The organism is Flavobacterium aquariorum, assembly GCF_003254745.1.
GTDB classification, from domain to species: domain Bacteria; phylum Bacteroidota; class Bacteroidia; order Flavobacteriales; family Flavobacteriaceae; genus Flavobacterium; species Flavobacterium aquariorum.
In genome coordinates this window covers 167,233-185,388 of the sequence record NZ_QKXH01000003.1, presented here as the reverse complement: position 1 = coordinate 185,388, position 18,156 = coordinate 167,233, and the positions used below count along the sequence as shown (strand labels likewise).

14 protein-coding genes are annotated in these 18,156 nt (G+C 33.0%); 10 read left to right on the top strand and 4 right to left on the bottom strand.

Features of this window, described 5'->3' with window-relative positions:
- Positions 1 to 300 precede the first annotated feature (300 nt).
- From DOS84_RS06145 to DOS84_RS06120, 6 genes are all read left to right on the top strand, one after another.
- A complete protein-coding gene (locus DOS84_RS06145; protein ID WP_111409239.1) occupies positions 301 to 582 on the top strand; it encodes a DUF4834 family protein in 282 nt (93 codons plus the stop codon).
- Between the two features lie 167 nt (positions 583 to 749).
- Positions 750 to 3,164 (top strand): YfhO family protein, encoded by a 2,415-nt coding sequence (locus tag DOS84_RS06140; RefSeq protein ID WP_111409238.1) that lies wholly within the window; start codon positions 750 to 752, stop codon positions 3,162 to 3,164.
- A gap of 58 nt (positions 3,165 to 3,222) precedes the next feature.
- Positions 3,223 to 4,521 carry a glycosyltransferase family 4 protein gene (locus DOS84_RS06135; RefSeq protein WP_243636328.1) on the top strand — a complete coding sequence of 433 codons (1,299 nt, stop codon included), beginning with the start codon at positions 3,223 to 3,225 and terminating at the stop codon, positions 4,519 to 4,521.
- Between the two features lie 41 nt (positions 4,522 to 4,562).
- Positions 4,563 to 6,032, top strand: a complete 1,470-nt coding sequence (locus tag DOS84_RS06130; protein ID WP_111409236.1) for an oligosaccharide flippase family protein — start codon at positions 4,563 to 4,565, stop codon at positions 6,030 to 6,032.
- Positions 6,033 to 6,178: 146 nt separating this feature from the next.
- The gene (locus DOS84_RS06125; protein ID WP_243636327.1) at positions 6,179 to 7,864 is read left to right on the top strand and encodes a mechanosensitive ion channel family protein; all 1,686 of its coding nucleotides are present in this window, start codon (positions 6,179 to 6,181) and stop codon (positions 7,862 to 7,864) included.
- 266 nt (positions 7,865 to 8,130) lie between these two features.
- Positions 8,131 to 8,427, top strand: coding sequence for a hypothetical protein (locus DOS84_RS06120; protein ID WP_111409235.1), 297 nt, complete (start codon positions 8,131 to 8,133; stop codon positions 8,425 to 8,427).
- Between the two features lie 261 nt (positions 8,428 to 8,688).
- Here the strand turns inward: DOS84_RS06120 and uvrA are convergent, their stop codons facing one another.
- Positions 8,689 to 11,484, bottom strand: coding sequence for an excinuclease ABC subunit UvrA (uvrA, locus tag DOS84_RS06115; protein ID WP_111409234.1), 2,796 nt, complete (start codon positions 11,482 to 11,484; stop codon positions 8,689 to 8,691).
- A gap of 568 nt (positions 11,485 to 12,052) precedes the next feature.
- On the opposite strand from uvrA, the gene DOS84_RS06110 reads away from it, so the two are divergent.
- Positions 12,053 to 12,637 carry an RNA polymerase sigma factor gene (locus tag DOS84_RS06110; RefSeq protein WP_111409233.1) on the top strand — a complete coding sequence of 195 codons (585 nt, stop codon included), beginning with the start codon at positions 12,053 to 12,055 and terminating at the stop codon, positions 12,635 to 12,637.
- 305 nt (positions 12,638 to 12,942) lie between these two features.
- On the opposite strand, the gene DOS84_RS06105 is transcribed toward DOS84_RS06110, so the two are convergent.
- The gene (locus tag DOS84_RS06105) at positions 12,943 to 13,593 is read right to left on the bottom strand and encodes an endonuclease III domain-containing protein (RefSeq protein ID WP_111409486.1); all 651 of its coding nucleotides are present in this window, start codon (positions 13,591 to 13,593) and stop codon (positions 12,943 to 12,945) included.
- 126 nt (positions 13,594 to 13,719) lie between these two features.
- Here DOS84_RS06105 and bcp point away from each other — a divergent pair, with 126 nt between their 5' ends.
- Complete coding sequence (gene bcp, locus DOS84_RS06100) at positions 13,720 to 14,175, top strand: thioredoxin-dependent thiol peroxidase (RefSeq protein ID WP_111409232.1); 456 nt, start codon at positions 13,720 to 13,722, stop codon at positions 14,173 to 14,175.
- Between the two features lie 280 nt (positions 14,176 to 14,455).
- Here the strand turns inward: bcp and DOS84_RS06095 are convergent, their stop codons facing one another.
- Positions 14,456 to 15,916, bottom strand: a complete 1,461-nt coding sequence (locus DOS84_RS06095; protein WP_111409231.1) for a TonB-dependent receptor — start codon at positions 15,914 to 15,916, stop codon at positions 14,456 to 14,458.
- Positions 15,917 to 16,015: 99 nt separating this feature from the next.
- Between DOS84_RS06095 and DOS84_RS06090 the strand changes: the two genes are divergently transcribed.
- On the top strand, positions 16,016 to 16,780 hold the full coding sequence (locus DOS84_RS06090; protein WP_111409485.1) for an MBL fold metallo-hydrolase: 765 nt from the start codon (positions 16,016 to 16,018) through the stop codon (positions 16,778 to 16,780).
- A gap of 96 nt (positions 16,781 to 16,876) precedes the next feature.
- Complete coding sequence (locus tag DOS84_RS06085) at positions 16,877 to 17,377, top strand: hypothetical protein (protein ID WP_111409230.1); 501 nt, start codon at positions 16,877 to 16,879, stop codon at positions 17,375 to 17,377.
- A gap of 115 nt (positions 17,378 to 17,492) precedes the next feature.
- Here the strand turns inward: DOS84_RS06085 and DOS84_RS06080 are convergent, their stop codons facing one another.
- On the bottom strand, positions 17,493 to 18,140 hold the full coding sequence (locus tag DOS84_RS06080) for an alpha/beta hydrolase (RefSeq protein WP_111409229.1): 648 nt from the start codon (positions 18,138 to 18,140) through the stop codon (positions 17,493 to 17,495).
- Between the last annotated feature and the right edge of the window lie 16 nt (positions 18,141 to 18,156).

Here is an 18,156-nt window from a genome sequence, read left to right as displayed (position 1 = left end):
TTATTAGCTTTTGATAATCAGATTATTATGTTTTTTAATTTGCTTTTTTAATTTTTGATTTGCTTTTTTACTGTGAAATTATGTCATGATTCATGTGTTTTTGTTAAAAAAAGGAGTAAAAAAACTGTTTTTATGTTTAATGCTTTTTTTTGCTCCGAGGATATGAAAGTCGATTTCTATACTTTTTATACGATTTTGAGTGGTTTTCTCTTTATTTTATCATTTCTTTAAGAATGATATTTTCAAATTGCTCCGAAGTTTCCATATTGATTTATTAATTTTGCCAAAAAATATTTGATTATGCAAACAGCCTCTTTTTCGGGTTTTATAGAAATGATATTCTACATGATAGCTTTCTATTATATTTTTAAATTTTTGGCCAAGTTGTTTTTGCCTATAGTAGTAAAAAAGGTAGTGGAAAAGGCAGGTCAAAATTTTCAGCAACAGCAGCAGCGTTCTCAACAAACAACTTGGAAAAAAACACCAAACAATGATGAAATTATAATCGATACAGCCAATAGTAAAAATCCTCGCGAAACCAAAAAAGTTGGGGATTATGTCGATTATGAAGAGATTGATTAAACAGTAAAAGTCCCAATCTGAAAGTTCAAATTCGTATTATTGAGTTCTATGAAATGCAAATTTTAAGGACTAAAAAATAAATAACCCAAAACCATATTGAGTATTTAGATTTTTTTTGTCGTAATATTAGACTCTAAAATCTGAATTCTAAAATCTAAATTTTTATAATGAAGCAACTTCAAAAGTTCTTTCCGCACGCACTGGCCATACTTGGTTTTGTCCTCGTTTCTACACTTTATTTTTTTCCGGTTCTACAGGGAAAACAAATTTTCCAATCGGATATTGCCCAATACACGGGGATGGCCAAAGAACAGAACGATTTTAGAGCGACGTATCATGAAGAGCCTTATTGGACAAACTCTGCCTTTGGAGGAATGCCAACTTATCAATTAGGAGCTAAATATCCTCACGATTATGTTGGTGCTATCGATGATGTACTTCGTTTTTTGCCACGTCCAGCAGATTATCTATTCCTCTATTTTCTTAGTTTTTATATTTTGATGTTGGTACTAAAAGCAGATCCACTTAAAGCCTTTTTTGGTGCATTAGCTTTTGGTTTTTCGACCTACTTAATTATTATTTTAGGAGTTGGGCACAATGCCAAAGCACACGCGATTGCCTATATGCCAATGGTTGTGGCTGGTTTTGTAATGGTTTTTCAACGGAAATATATTTTGGGTGGTTTGCTCACAATGTTTGCAGTAGCCTTGGAAGTAAATGCCAATCACTTTCAAATGACCTTTTATTTATTGATATTGTTGTTGATTCTTTCCGGGTATTTTATTTATGAAGGAATCAAATCAAAGGAGTATAAATCTCTATTGTATTCACTAGGAACACTTATTGGTGCTGGAATTATAGCCATTGGCGCCAATGCTACTAATCTATTGGCAACAGTGGAATATGCTAATTTTAGTATCCGAGGAAAAAGTGATTTAAGCTTCAATCCTGACGGTTCAAAAAGCACTACTGATGGCGCTATGACTCGTGATTATATCACGGAATACAGTTATGGTATTGCCGAAAGTTTTAACTTGATTGCACCTCGATTATTTGGAGGTTCTAATAATGAAAAAGTAGGTACAGACAGTAGTATGTTTGAGTTTATGATTTCGCAAGGAGTTCCAGAAGCACAAGCTGCCGATTTTGTAACGGCGATGCCAACCTACTGGGGAGATCAGCCTATAGTATCTGCACCAGCATATATAGGAGCGGTGGTTTTCTTTTTGGGAATTTTGGCTTTGTTCATTGATGATAGGAAAATTAAATATGTATTCCTTAGCGGGGCATTCTTAAGCTTAATTCTTTCTTGGGGAAAAAATTTCCCCGCGTTGACGGATTTTTGCATCGACTATATTCCTATGTACAATAAGTTTAGAGCGGTATCGTCTATTCAAGTTATTTTGGAATTGTGTTTTCCTGTTTTGGCTATCATGGGTTTGCAATCTTTTTTTAAATTGGAAAAAGAAAAGCAATTAAAACCCTTATTGCAATCGGGAGCTATAGGTTTAGGACTTATTATAGTTTTGTTTTTGTCTAAAAGTTTATTCAGCTTTTCGGGGGCAAGCGACAGTTATTTAATCGAAAGTTATGGTCCGAGTTTTGTTGATGCTCTTAAAGCCGATCGTAAATCATTATACAGTGCCGACTTATTGCGTTCTGGATTTTTTATTCTGATTTCGGCCGGTACGTTGTGGCTATTTATAAAAAATAAAATTGCACAAAATACAGCTATCATCTTGGTTGGTCTGTTTATGGTTTCCGACTTGTTCTTCGTCGATAAAAATTATGTATCCAACAAAGATTTTATAAATGCTAGAGAAGTGGAAGTTCCATTTCAGGAAACACCAACAGATACAGAAATCTTAAAAGATCCAACAAATTACCGTGTGTTTGATATTCAGGGTTTGATGCAAGGAAGAACATCGTATTTTCATAAAGCGATTGGTGGATATAGTGCAGTAAGACCTAAAAGAATGCAACAATTATTTGATTATCAAATTGCCAAAAATAATTTAGAAATACTTAATATGTTAAATGTTAAGTATGTTATTCAAACCGATAAAGAAGGTAAGGAACATCCAATTATCAATCCTGATGCCAATGGAAACGCTTGGTTTGTAAGTCAAGTAAATCTAGTTAAGAATTCAGACCAAGAGATGAAAGCCTTGGATAAATTCAATTCGAAAGAAGTAGCTGTTATTAATGAAAATGAGTTTAAAGATATTAAGAATAAGGCTTTCGCCAAAGACAGTTCGGCGACAATAACTTTGGATTCATATCAACCAAATGATTTAAAATATACTTCAAATAATGCCAAAGAAGGTTTGGCCGTTTTTTCTGAGATGTATTATGAAAAAGGTTGGAAAGCTTTTGTCGATGGTAGAGAGACATCAATCATGAGAGCTGATTATACTTTGAGAGCGATAGTGGTTCCACCAGGAAAACACACTATAGAATTTAAATTTGAACCCCAAGTGGTGAAAACAGGAAGTGCAATAACACTTGTTAGTTGTATTGGGATGTTATTTCTTTTGGTTGGTGGGTTGTACTTTGAGAAAAAGAAAAGTGGTGAAGTGTAGAGAAGTATTGTAGATATGCGTTGCTATGTATATCTACTTTAATCAACAAAAGAAAAAATTGAAACCAGAATTAAAAAAAATCCTCATTATAACTTATTATTGGCCGCCAGCAGGAGGGCCTGGCGTTCAGCGTTGGCTTAAGTTTGTAAAATATTTGCCTGATTTTGATATTCAGCCAATCGTTTACATTCCTGAGAATCCGACCTATCCAATAGTTGATACGAATTTGGAAAAAGAAGTTTCGGAGAAGGCAATAATTTTAAAGCACAAAATTTTCGAACCATATCAAATGGCATCTGTTTTTTCTAAGAATAAAACCAAAAAAATAAGTTCGGGTATTATTCCAAACCAAAAGAAGCAAACTTTTCTTGACAAGACATTATTGTGGATTAGAGGAAACTTGTTTATTCCAGATGCACGAGTTTTTTGGGTAAAGCCATCAGTTACGTATTTAGAAAAATATATTGCCGAAAATAATATAGATACTATAATTACTTCGGGGCCACCACATAGTTTGCATTTGATAGGACTAGTTTTAAAGCAAAAAATGAAAGTTACTTGGTTTGCTGATTTTCGTGATCCTTGGACAACTATTGGATATCACAAATCATTGCGATTATCAACTAGAGCAGAAAGAAAACACAAAGCGCTTGAATATCGAGTTTTGAATACAGCTGATACTATTATCGTTACCAGTAAGACAACCAAAACCGAATTTGAAGCAATAACCAATAAACCAATTGTGGTTATTACCAATGGTTATGATACAGAGTCGGTAACAAAAAGTATTTTGGATTCAAAATTTAGTCTTGCTCATATCGGTTCTTTTCTTTCGGAAAGAAATCCAGCCATATTATGGGAATCTTTGGCTGAGTTATTAAAGGAAATCCCAGATTTTAAGTCTCATTTGGAGCTTAAATTAATCGGGGCTGTCAGTCAGGAAGTATTGGATACCATTTCGCAGTTTAATTTGAATTCGTATCTAAATAATCTTGGATATGTGTTCCATTCTGAAGCAGTGTCACATCAAAGAAATTCTCAGGTTTTATTACTTATCGAAATAAATTCAGAAGAAACGAAAAGTATTATTCCTGGCAAACTATTCGAATATATGGTTTCCAATAGACCAATTATTGCTATTGGTCCAAAAGATTCTGATTTTGCTGAGATAATAACAGACACCAATACAGGAGTGTTTTTTGAGTATACTGAAAAAGAAAAATTGAAAAACACGATCGTCTCTTATTATAATCAGTTTTTGGAAGGGAAATTACAATCGTATGGTGTAGGTTTGCAAAAGTATTTCAGAAAAAATTTGACCAAGGAATTGGCGCAATTGATTAATTCGAAAATTTAAGGTAATCCAACTTTAAACTTCTAAACCTTAAACTCCTATTAATGGGCATAGTATTAAATCAGTCATTAAAAAATACGATAATAACTTATATAGGTTTTGGAATTGGAGCCATTAATACATTGTATTTATATCCAATTTTTCTGGGAGCCACTTACTATGCTTTAACTAATTATATACTTTCGGCTGCAAACGTGATTATGCCTTTGTTTGCAATCGGGATGCAAAATACGTTGGTAAAATTTTATGCTCAGTATCAGACTGAAAAGGAACGTTCCCAGTTTTTGTCTTTTACGGTTTTATTTCCGTTGCTGATGTGTATTCCATTAGCCATAATAGGTTTCTTTTTCTTTGACGATATCTTAGCTTTTGTTTCAAAGAAAAACCCTGTCGTTAAAACATTTATTTTACTGATTCCATTCACTGGTTTGTGCATGGCTTATTTCGAGATATTTTATGCGTGGGCAAGAGTCCATATGCATTCCGTTTTTGGAAATTTCATAAAGGAAGTGGGCTTGCGTTTGTTTTCATTGATTACTTTAATTGGAGTATATTATCATTGGATAACTGTAGTGCAGTTTGTTTATGTTACTGCGGGTATTTATTTATTAGCATTGATAGTTACCATGTTTTATGCTTTTTACATAAAAAGGCCCGTTTTTCAATTTGTTATTCCAGAAAATGTAAAAGATATTTTGGTTTACACTTTTTATATTATTCTGTCGGGTAGTGTGGCCAATTTATTGTTGGATGGGGACAAAATAATGCTGAACCAATATATGAAGATTGAAAACATTGCTTATTATTCAGTTGCTACATATATAGCTTTGGTTATATCAGTTCCGAGTCGTGCAATGCATCAAATTGTATATCCCATTACTGCAAAACTGATGCATGAAAACAAACATGATGAGTTGAATAATTTGTATAAAAAAACTTCCATCAATCTGCAAATTGTGGGTGGGTTTGTAATGCTTTGTATTTTTGTTAATATCAATCAGTTATACGAATTAGTGCCAAAAGATTACAGTGGCGGAATTACTGTAGTATTCATGATTGGTTTATCTAAATATTTTGATTTGATATTGGGAAATAATAATGCGATTATTTTTAATTCAAAGTATTATCGAGCCGTATTGTTTTTGGGAGTTGGGTTGGTGGTTTTGACAGTGGTATTAAACATGATTTTTATTCCATTATTTGGAATTATCGGTTCTGCATTCGCTACTTTGTTGTCTATCACTTGTTATAGTTTAGCTAAATTACTTTTTGTTGTAAAACGTATGCATTTGTATCCCTTCACTAAACAAACATTGTATTCTATAGGAATAACTTTTGTGGTGTTTTTGTTATTTTATTATTGGAAATTTCCAATAAATCCACTTATCGCTATAGGTTTAAAATCAATTTTGGTAACTATTGTCTATGTATTTATCAATTACAAGTTTGTTGTTTCTCCAGAAATTAATCAAACTTTGGATAAAGTTATGTTGAAAATCAAAAAAAATAAATAGTTACAATTGTGGGATTAAATTCATAAATTTCTCTGTTTGATATATTTAAAATTTTGTAGCTTAGTTTCTTTATATTTGTAAGTATAGCTTCTAATGTTGTAATAATGCTAGAAACTTTTTTTGAATTAATGGAAAACTTCTAGACTATGATGAATTTTAAGACGACTCTTCTGTATTTATTTCTCGGATGTTCAATATTGGCGTTTTCCCAGCGACAAAAGTATAATAGCATCAATTTGGACAGCAATAAAGTAGCAATTGATGTGTTGCACCCAAATGCTCCTAGTTTAAAAGGCTTTCCTGTAACCCCTTTTAGAGATACCTTATTTTTTGTTTATAATAAAATAGGTTCGTTTAATGCTGAGAATAGAGCCAATGCTATTGCCAGTAGAATTGTATTACTTTATAAAGACCCTTTTTTTAAGAAAGATTCGTTACGGCTTATCAAATCTGACTTTGGTGTTGATATTGTTTATAATAGTGATTTTGTTGTTATGTCTGTTACGGATCTGGACGGAAAAACAATTGGAAGCAGTAACTTTGCTTTGGCTCAAAAAAATCTTTCTATTATACAAAGGACTGTACTTTTTCAAAAAGAAAATAATGCAGTTGAAAGCTGGCTAAAAAGGATAGGACTCGTACTATTATTGATTAGTTTAATAATTATAATCGTATTTGCAATCAATAAATTGTTTAGATGGCTTCGTTTTTTTCTTATCAAAAGACAAGAAAAGTATTTTTCTGGATTAAAAATAAAGGAATCTTATGTTTTTTCGCCAGAAAGACATTTAGAATTCGTTTTAAGGATTGTATCGTTGGTCCGGATAGTCGTTTTAATTTTTACATTTTATATTTCGTTACCAGCTATTTTTAGTGTTTTTCCAGAAACGGAAGCTTATGCAACTACTCTTTTAAAATGGATTTTTTCTCCAGCCAAAGCTGCATTGCTGGGCTTTCTCGATTTTTTGCCCAATCTAATCTCCATACTTGTAATTGTACTATTATTTCGTTATGTTTTGAAAGTTATTAAGTTTTTTGTCGATGAGATTCAGAAAGGTCAGATTAAAATTGAAGGCTTTTACAGCGATTGGGCCAAACCTACTTTTAACATAATAAAGGTTTTGATTTATGCCTTTATGATAGTCATTATTTTTCCATATTTGCCAGGGTCCAATTCACCAATATTTCAAGGCGTTTCTGTATTTGTTGGAATTTTATTTTCATTAGGCTCTTCCAATGCAATTGCTAATATGATAGCGGGATTAGTAATAACCTATATGAGACCTTTTAAAATAGGTGATTTTATAAAAATAGGTGATGTAAGTGGTACAGTTGTAGAAAAAACGGCTTTGGTAACTCGTGTTCGTACAACAAAACAAGAAGATATTACAATTCCCAATGCCACCGTTTTGTCAAGTTCCTCGATTAATTATTCGGCGAATATCGGTGAGAATGGCAAAGGATTATTAATTCACACTAAAATTACTATTGGTTATGATAGCTCGTGGAAAGATATTCACAAAGCGCTTATTGAGGCTGCTTTGAGAACCGATTTACTTGAAAAAGTTCCAGCTCCTTTTGTATTGCAAACCGGTTTGGATGATTTTTATGTAGAGTATGAAATAAATGCATATACCAAACATCCCAATCAACAGCCTTTAGTTTATTCCAATTTGCACCAAAATATACAGGATTGTTTTAATGAGGCAGGTCTAGAAATAATGTCTCCACATTACAATTCTCTTCGTGACGGAAATAAAACGACTATTCCAAATGATTATCTTGATAAAGAGTATAGAGTCCCATCTTTTACAGTAAAATCAGAAAAATAAAACTTAATATACTATTTCGTATTAAATTATTTTTGAAAGAAATTTTATTTGAGAGAAAATTACTGTTTTTTTTTAAAATTGATTCGTTCTAACGATTATTTTTACCTGTTTAATTTTTTATATTTTGTAATTAGTTGTTATGCAGTGTTTTATGATATTATTTTTTCAATATCACCAAAAGTGGGTATTGTATGCTTCTTATATGTGACCTAAATTTGTGCTGTTCACAAATATTTGTACAGACGTGTTAAATTAATACGAAAAATATGAAAAAGCATTTTATTAATCAAGATAGATTAAATCTCTTTACAAAAATTATTTCTGGAAAAATTCAAAATGGATTTGTAGTTGTGGAGCGTAATGATAAATTACCTTTTACAATTTTATATAAAGAAGGAAAAAAAATAAATCATAGTCTGAATTTTTTATTTTGTTGTGTGACGCTTGGGATGTGGTCTTTGCCTTGGTTGTATATGACACAAGTTACTTCCAAAGACAAGAAAGTATTGATAGCAATTGATGAGGACGGTAAGATTTTTGAAGAAAAATGCTATTTAGGTTGATCCCTTTTTTGACTTAGATTTACTATTTGATTGCCGCAGATTAACTGGGACGTACTTCGTTTTTAAAAAATATAGGATTGGATTAGTAAAAAATCTGTAAATCTGTGGCAATATATTAAGTTGCTTGTAGATTTAGAGTTGATTAAAAATAGCGAACAATTCTTCTGGAATAAATATATAAAGGGATAATGCATAAAAAGCCACCACAAATTATTAATTGTGTGTGGCTTTTTTGATGGGCTAAAAGTAATTACATACTTTTTATAGTTTTTCTTTTAAATATTTTGCAGTAATTGATTTTTTGTTTTTTACGATTTCTTCAGGAGTACCTACTGCGAGTAATAAACCTCCATTTTCGCCTCCTTCAGGGCCAAGGTCTATAACCCAATCAGCACATTTTATTAAGTCGAGATTATGCTCTATCACGAGTATGGAATGTCCTTTTTCGATTAGAGCATCAAAGGAATCCATTAGCTTTTTAATGTCATGAAAATGTAATCCTGTTGTGGGTTCATCAAAAACAAACAGCGCTTTTTCCTTGATAGTCCCTTTAACTAAAAAGGAAGCGAGTTTTATACGTTGAGCTTCTCCGCCAGAAAGTGTAGATGAGGACTGTCCTAATTGAACATATCCTAAGCCCACATCTTGCAGAGGTTGCAGTTTTTGTGTGATTTTTGTTTGTTTATTTTTTTCAAAGAAATTAATGGAATCATCAATGGTCATCGTCAAGATGTCATGAATATTTTTGCCATCATAAGTGACTTCTAAAACTTCTTTTTTGAAACGTTTTCCGTTACAGGTTTCACAAGGCAATTGCACATCAGCCATGAAAACCATTTCAACATTTATCGATCCTTCGCCTTTGCAGGTTTCACATCTTCCACCATCGACATTAAAAGAGAAATGCTTGGCTTGATAGCCTCTTACTTTGGAAAGTTTTTCTTTGGCATACAATTCCCTAATATCATCATAGGCTTTGATATAGGTTACCGGATTGGAACGAGAACTTCTACCAATAGGATTTTGATCAACGTATTCAATGTGTTTTATTTGTGAAAAAGAACCAGAAAGCTCGCTAAATTGCCCCGCTTTTTCTCCAGCATTATCTAATTTTTTCTGCATGGCAGGAAAAAGAATTTTTTTGACAAGTGTACTTTTTCCACTACCCGAAACTCCTGTAATTACTGTTAGGACATCAAGTGGAAAAATGACATCTATATTCTGTAGATTGTTTTCTCTTGCCCCTTTTATTTCAATGAAATTTTTAAAAGGACGTCGCTTTTTTGGCACTGTTATTTCAAGATCTCCATTCAGATATTTAGCTGTTAAAGAACTTGATTTCAGAATTTCGTTATAAGTTCCTTGTGCCACTAGATTTCCCCCCAAGGTTCCAGCTTCAGGGCCTATGTCGATAATCATATCCGCGGCTTTCATAATATCTTCATCATGCTCCACTACAATTACTGTGTTGCCAAGGTCACGTAACGATAGTAAAACTTTAATTAAGCGTTCAGTGTCTTTTGGGTGTAAACCTATACTTGGCTCATCCAGAATGTACATGGATCCTACAAGGCTACTGCCTAATGAAGTCGCCAAATTGATGCGTTGGGATTCCCCTCCGGAAAGTGTTGATGAATTTCGGTTTAAAGTCAAATAATTCAAACCAACTTCGGTTAAAAAAGACAGTCGATTATTGATTTCAATTAATAATCGTTTGGCAATTTGTTTTTCATATGCATCCAAATCAATGCTCTTGAAAAATTCAACGAGGTGTTTGATTGGTAGATCTACTAAATCGGACACGGTTTTTCCATTGATTTTAACATACGAAGCTTCGATTCTCAAACGTTTCCCTTTACAAACATGACACTTGGTTTTACCTCTGTAGCGGGAAAGCATTACCCTGTTTTGAATCTTATAATTTTTCTCTTCGAGTTCCTTGAAAAAGTCATTTAGTCCTTGAAAATATTTGTTTCCTGTCCAAATCAAGTCTTTTTGATCTTCTGTAAGTTGAAAGAAAGGTTTATGAATAGGAAAATCGAATTTATAGGCATTGTTTACCAATTCGTCCCGAAACCAGCCCATACTTTCGCCTCTCCAAGGAAATATTGCATTTTCAAATATCGAAAGAGAAGTGTTTGGAACGACTAATTCTGCATCAATTCCTATAATGTTTCCATATCCTTCACAAACGGGACAAGCACCATAAGGATTGTTGAAACTGAACAAATGTACATTGGGTTCTAGAAAAGTAATACCATCTAATTCGAAATTATTGGAAAAAGTAAATCTTTTATCTGAATTTAATTCCTGTAGATAGTAAATACCTTTTCCTTCAAAAAAGGCTGTTTGCACTGCATCAGATAATCGATTATAAAATTCTTCTTCATCTTTGACCACAATTCTGTCAATGATGAGTAAAATGTCTTTATGGTCTAAGGTATGTTGCTCTGCCAGAGTGAAATCATCCAAACGAATCATTTCATTGTTCACTAAAATCCTGGCAAATCCTTGTTGCAATAAGACTTTTAGTTTGTCTTCCAATTGTCTTCCTTCTTCAAGATGGATAGGGGCGAGGAGTAACCATTTGCTGTCCAGTTCAAATTTTTTGACTTCACTGACAACATCGGTAACAGTGTTTTTTTTGACTTCTTGTCCTGAAATTGGGGAATAAGTCCTTCCAATTCGAGCATACAACAGCTTAATGTAATCATATATTTCAGTTGAAGTTCCTACGGTTGAACGGGCATTGGTGGTATTTACCTTTTGTTCAATGGCAATAGCTGGCGCAATTCCTTTGATGTATTCTACTTTTGGTTTGTCTAATCGTCCCAAGAATTGTCGGGCATAGGAAGATAGACTTTCTACATAGCGGCGTTGTCCTTCGGCATATAAAGTATCGAAAGCTAAACTAGATTTGCCCGAACCCGAAAGTCCCGTGATAACCACAAGTTTGTTTCTAGGAATAGCCACATCTACATTTTTCAAATTATGTACCTGTGCGCCTTTTATAATAATGTTTTTCTTTGGGTCGAGTTTGGAAATATCAATTGACATACTAAAAATGAATTTCCACAAAAGTACTCAATTTTGATGTGAGAATGCTTAAAGAATTATAATCAAAAATTCGTTTTTTATAGATGAAAATTTAGCTTATACTTTCCAATTAAATGTATATGAGAAAGTATTTCCGCAAGAATTTTATGTTGATTATATTGATGTTTATCAATAAAAACATAAAAACAGGAGTTATAAATTTTAATGTTTTAGCTTAAATAATTATTCTATTCTACGCGGTGAGTTTGACATTGTAGGTATAATCTTCTGCTAATTGGTATTAATCGAATGATCTATTGTTGCCATTTACTATAGTATGTAAGTTAGATATGCTGGTTATATCGATGTATTACAGGGGTTTATTCTTTTGTTATCTAGATTACAATTGTATTGTAAGAATTGATTTAAGATGAAAAAAATAACATTTATCGTTTTTTTTCTTGCTACTTCTGATAATTATTTGTTAAATTTGACAAATAATTAACCTAAATACCCTCTGTAAGCCTATAGTAAAGAACTACTTTTTAGAAGATTCCCCAAAAACTAACTAATCTAAAAAGGAATTGCTATGGCAAATTTACAAAAATCAGATGCTTTATTAGTAAAGGATTATATGGCTGGCGACGAAAGTGCTTTGGCTATACTAATCAAAAGACATGAATCTAAAATTTATGGATTTATCTATTCTAAAGTAGCCGATAGAGAGATTTCAAATGACATCTTTCAAGATACTTTCATCAAAGTTATTAAAACCTTGAAAACCCAGTCATATAACGAAGAAGGTAAGTTTTTACCTTGGATAATGAGAATTGCACACAATTTAATAATCGACTTTTATAGAAAATCAAAAAAAATGCCACTTTTCAGAGAAACTGAAGATTTTTCTATTTTCTCAATAATGTCTGATGATTCCCTTACCGTTGAAAACCAAATTATTGCCGATCAAGTTGAAGTTGATATTCGTCGATTAGTTGAAGAGCTTCCTCTAGATCAAAAAGAAGTTTTGATGATGCGCATGTATCAAGACATGAGTTTCAAAGAAATTTCTGAAACTACTGGAGTGAGTATTAATACAGCCTTGGGTAGAATGCGGTACGCCATAATGAATTTGAGAAAAATTATAGATAAACATCAAATTGTTTTGACAAATTGACAATAAATAGATAATTCTCCCGTTGTAGTATAAAATAAAATTTATATTTCGTATGGAAAAGAATTACTCTAAAGCATTAAAAATTACTAAAAAAATGAAACCGGATAAAGAGGTGGTCTCTCTATTATTAAATTACTCTAAAGCATTAAAAATAGTGAAGATAGAGGATAAGGTTTTTGAAATTATAGTCAATTAATCAGCTTCTTGATAAGAAGATAATTCAAGTTTTAAAATGCTGGCTTGAATAACAAATTTCACTAATTTCTTTTTATGAGATTAGTGAAATTTATTATTTATTACCCCTACTATTTTTTTATAAATTCACTTAAAACTGATTTTCGACCAATTGTTTTAGTAATAATATCTTTCTCCAAATTCCAGCCTCTGGCGGGAGAATACTCTCTTCCATACCAAATAATCTGAAGATGTAAATCATTCCATAATTCTTCCGGAAAAATGCGTTTGGCATCCTTTTCGGTTTGAACTACATTTTTTCCATTTGTCAAATTCCATCGGTACATCAATCTATGAATATGTGTATCAACCGGAAAAGCAGGTACTCCAAAAGCCTGAGACATTACCACACTGGCGGTTTTATGTCCTACAGCTGGCAATTCTTCCAGATATTCAAAACTTTGCGGTACTTGTCCATTGTGTTTCTCAATCAAAATTTGAGATAAACCATGAATTCCTTTCGATTTCATAGGTGATAAGCCGCAAGGGCGAATGATTTCCTTAATTTCTTCAACCGACATCTTAACCATATCATACGGATTGTCTGCTTTGGCAAAAAGTAAAGGTGTAATTTGATTCACGCGCACATCCGTACATTGGGCGGATAGCAAAACTGCAATCAGTAAAGTATATGGGTCTTTGTGGTCCAGAGGAATCGGAATAGTAGGATATAGTTCATTTAACGTATTTATAACAAATGTTACGCGTTCCTGTTTGGTCATTTTGATTAGATTTGAATTGTAAAGAAAAGAAATTTCAATTGCAATGACAATAGCAAAATTCAATGACAATGAGATGTCTTTTACTACATTCTTAAATCTAATTTTTTCAATTTTAAATTATAAAATATGACTACATTAAAAAAAGGAGACCAAGCGCCTCAATTCTCAGGAGTAGACCAAGATGGTAAATCACATCAGCTTGCTGATTATGCAGGTAAAAAGTTAGTGGTTTTCTTTTATCCAAAAGCTTCTACGCCAGGCTGCACGACTGAGGCTTGTGATTTAAGAGATAATTTCGAGCGTTTTCGGGCCAATAATTATGCACTTTTGGGTGTAAGCGCGGATAGTGCCAAAGCTCAAGCCAAATTCAGGGATAAATATGAACTTCCTTTTCCGTTATTGGCTGATGAAGATAAGTCGGTTATTAATGCTTTTAGAGTTTGGGGCCCAAAAAAGTTTATGGGAAGAGAATATGATGGTATTCACAGAACCACCTTTGTAATTGACGAAAACGGAATCATCGACGAAGTAATTTCGGAAGTGAAAACCAAAGCTCATGCTAATCAGATATTGGGGCAATAGTAATTTTTTAAAATATTAAAAGTTGTCGTTTTGTCAAAATTTCTTGTGACTGCGTGAGTGATGGAAGCAAGTTACCTTGTAACGCGGACAGCACGACAGTATTAGGAAAAGGGGGCGAATGAGCGATTCTATGGGTTGCCTCCTTTTCCTAATGGTGGCACGCCAAAATGATAGATTAAAGGAGTTGAAATTTCTTTTTTGGCCCAAAAAAATCCAAGAAAAACAGTTAGTCTTTCTTGGATTTTTTAATAAAGTTATTTCTCTTTTGAATAATGAAATCTTAATTCCTGGCTTCTAAAAGCGAATTGGGATGATATCCGAAAAGACGTTTTTCTTTAATGATTTCAGGTACTCCCGTAGGTAACATTTCTTCCCAGCCTGGTTTTCCTGCACCGATCATTTTCAATACTTCACGAGAAAATACTTCCAATATTTCAGGATTGTAACCTTCGATATCAACCACTTTTCCATTGAATTTGAAAAATTTGTATAATTCTTTCATTCTAGGATGAACTTTTAGGTTTTTGGAAGTTATGATTTCACCTTCTTCACCTAACATAGGATATAGAAATACTTTCATATCGCGATAGAATAATTTTCCAAAGGCTTCCAGTATTCCTCCGCTCAAATGGCGGTAATATTTCTCGTCAAAAATATCCACTAAGTTGTTGACTCCCATTGCAAGTCCCATTCTGGCTTTGGTATAATTGGAAAAATATTCAACAACTTTATAATATTCCTGGAAATTGGATATCATTACGGTTTGTCCCAAAGAGCAAAGTAATTCGGCACGATCCATAAAGTCTCTTTCGTCAATTTCACCATCAGAACGTAAATTTGACAAAGTAATTTCGAATATCACCAAGGTGTTTTCTTTCTCAACTTTGTTTTCTTCCAAAAACATTTTTAAAGACTCTTTGTACATATCCATATTTACCTTGGTAACCGGACGGAAACTTCCCCTAAAGGCGAGAATGTTTTTCTTGTACAGTATAGCGGCCGGCAAAACGTTTATGCCTTCAGGATTGAACATTACCGCATCGGTCATACCGTTTTTTACTAATTGTAAGCTCATTAATCGATTATCCACATCAGCAAAACGGGGACCTGAGAAGTTGATGGTATCAATTTCCAGCTGGTCTTTGTCCAAGTGATCGTATAGGTATCTTAATAATTTTTTTGGGTCATTGTATTTATAGAAGGCACCATAAATTAGATTTACTCCCAATACACCTAATGTTTCTTGTTGCAATCTGGAATCGGTTTCTTTGAAACGGATGTGGATGATAATTTCGTTGTAGTCTTCGGTTGGATCCAGTTGGTATCGAATTCCTACCCAACCATGGCCTTTAAATTGTTTTGCAAAATCTATTGTGGCAACCGTATTAGCATAACTGAAAAACATTTTATTAGGATGTTTGGTTCTGCTCAAACGTTCTTCAATCAATTCACTTTCAAAAGTAAGCATTTTTTTAAGTCTGCTTTCGGTTACATAACGACCGTCTTCCTCAACCCCATAAACCGCATCACTAAAGTCTTTATCATATGCAGACATTGCTTTTGCTATTGTTCCTGATGATCCACCTGATCTAAAAAAATGTCTCACTGTTTCTTGACCAGCTCCAATTTCAGCAAAAGTTCCGTATATGTTTTCATTCAAATTGATACGAAGTGCTTTGTCCTTTAACGAAGGAATTTGTTCAATAACTTTGTCTCCTTTTAGTTTTATTTTGGCTTCCATTTTTTTTTGTTTAATTTGGGCAATTATGTTACAAAGTTAACTAATTCGGCTTCTAATGAAAGAGAAATTAATCCTATTTTTGTAAAAAAAACAACTCAATTGAAGGTATATTTTTTAGGTACAGGTACGTCTCAAGGAATTCCGATTATTGGGAGTGACCATGAAGTTTGTAAAAGCTCTGATTTTAAGGATAAAAGGCTTCGGGTTTCAGCTTGGATTTCGTGGGAAGGCCATTCGTACGTTATCGATTGCGGGCCCGATTTTAGACAACAAATGTTGGCTTCAAATTGCCGAAAAATAGATGGCATTCTTTTTACGCATGAGCATGCCGATCATACGGCAGGTTTGGATGATATTCGCCCCTTTAATTATAAGCAAGGAGAGATTCCAATTTACGCCCATAAAAGAGTCCTCGTTAATATCGAAAAACGATTTGATTACATATTTGAAACAGAAAATAAATATCCCGGATCTCCTTCGGTAAAAAGAATTGAAATATTTAATAATATTCCTTTTCCTCTAGGTAACAAGATGGCGATTCCAATAACTGTAATGCATGGGAGTCTACAGGTTTTTGGATTTCGAATTGATGATTTTGCCTATTTAACGGATGTGAAAACCATTGAAGAAGCAGAAATAGATAAGTTAAGAGGTCTTAAGGTGTTGGTGGTAAATGCTTTGCGTGAGGAACCTCATAATACACATTTTAATTTGCGAGAAGCTCTCGATTTTATAGCTTTGCTGAAACCTGAAAAAGCATATCTTACACATATCAGTCATATGCTGGGTTTTCATGAAGTCGTTCAAAAAAGATTGCCAGATAATGTTTTTTTGGCTTATGATAATTTAGAAATTACTATTTAATTCTGTTTACTGCTGAAATCGCCATAATTTAAAAACACAAACAATCATGAAGAGTGGAGACACTATGTTCTGTTAAAATACAAATATTATATACACATGAAAAAATCATTATTCCTTTACGCTTTAATTTTGTCTTTAGTTTTTAATATTTATACCTATATGTATTTAAGTAAAGAGGTAACTTTTGAGCAGGATAAATATAAAAAAACGACCACCAAGTTAAAAGATAGTTTGCAGTCTATTTCCAATAAATTATCCGATGCGAATTATTTTTCATTGGAAAAAAATGAAAATGCCCAGAATTATTTTGAAGGGGCCAAGTCGGATAAAATACGAAATTTTGAGGTCTTAATTCCTTATGTGACGGGACAGCTATTGGATTTGAATGCCAATCCAAAAGGTAATCCTTATACTGGACAAGTACAATTGGGAACCACTAAGTTTTCGATCAATAAAGTGAAAGTACTCAATCACCGTTGGATAATTGCTGATTACAGCGATGGAGAATATTGGGGTGAAGTATTGTTGAAATATTTCATTAATGAAGATGAAAGTGTTTCTTTTGAAGTGAACCAGTCGTTTTTATATCAAAAATAAATTTAGTATTCAGTGGTCAGTTTTTTAGTATTTAGTTAGTAACTGACGGTTAAAAACTGACCACTTTTTTATAGATTTTTAGAGAACTAAATACTAAAAGACTGATGACTGATCACTAATTCTCAACTAGCCAATTCTTGAAATCATAAAAATTTTGTGGTGCTACTCCATGACCTACAGGATATTCTTTGTAGGTGATTGCAACGCCAAGTTTTTGTAAAATGGAGGGAGTTTTTCTAGCCCACTCTACTGGTATTACTTGATCCACAGTTCCGTGTGAAGCAAATATTTTTAGTTTGCTTAAGTTGTTTTTTAAATAATCTTCGGTTACGATATCTAAATTGACATAACCGCTCATCGCAACCACTTTATTCACTTTTTCTGGGTACGAAAGTGCCACAGCATAGCTCAAAATGGAACCCTGGCTGAAACCAATTAGATTTACATTATTCGCATCAATAGGATAATTGGCAACCAATTCATCAATAAAATTGGCAATTACATCTCTTGAAGTACGGGCTTGATCGTTATCTGAAAATTTATTTTGAGCTGCATCAAAATTAATGGCGTACCAAGCGTAACTTCCGTATTGAAGATTATAGGGAGCTCGGGCTGAGATAATGTAATACTCGTCTGGTAATTCGGGCGCAAAGGAAAACAAATCAGCTTCGTTACTGCCATAACCGTGAAGTAACAATAGTAATGGATTTTTGTCGAGAATTATTTTCGGTTCTCTTATTTTATATTCTAAGGATAGATTCATTTTTTATATTTTGTAA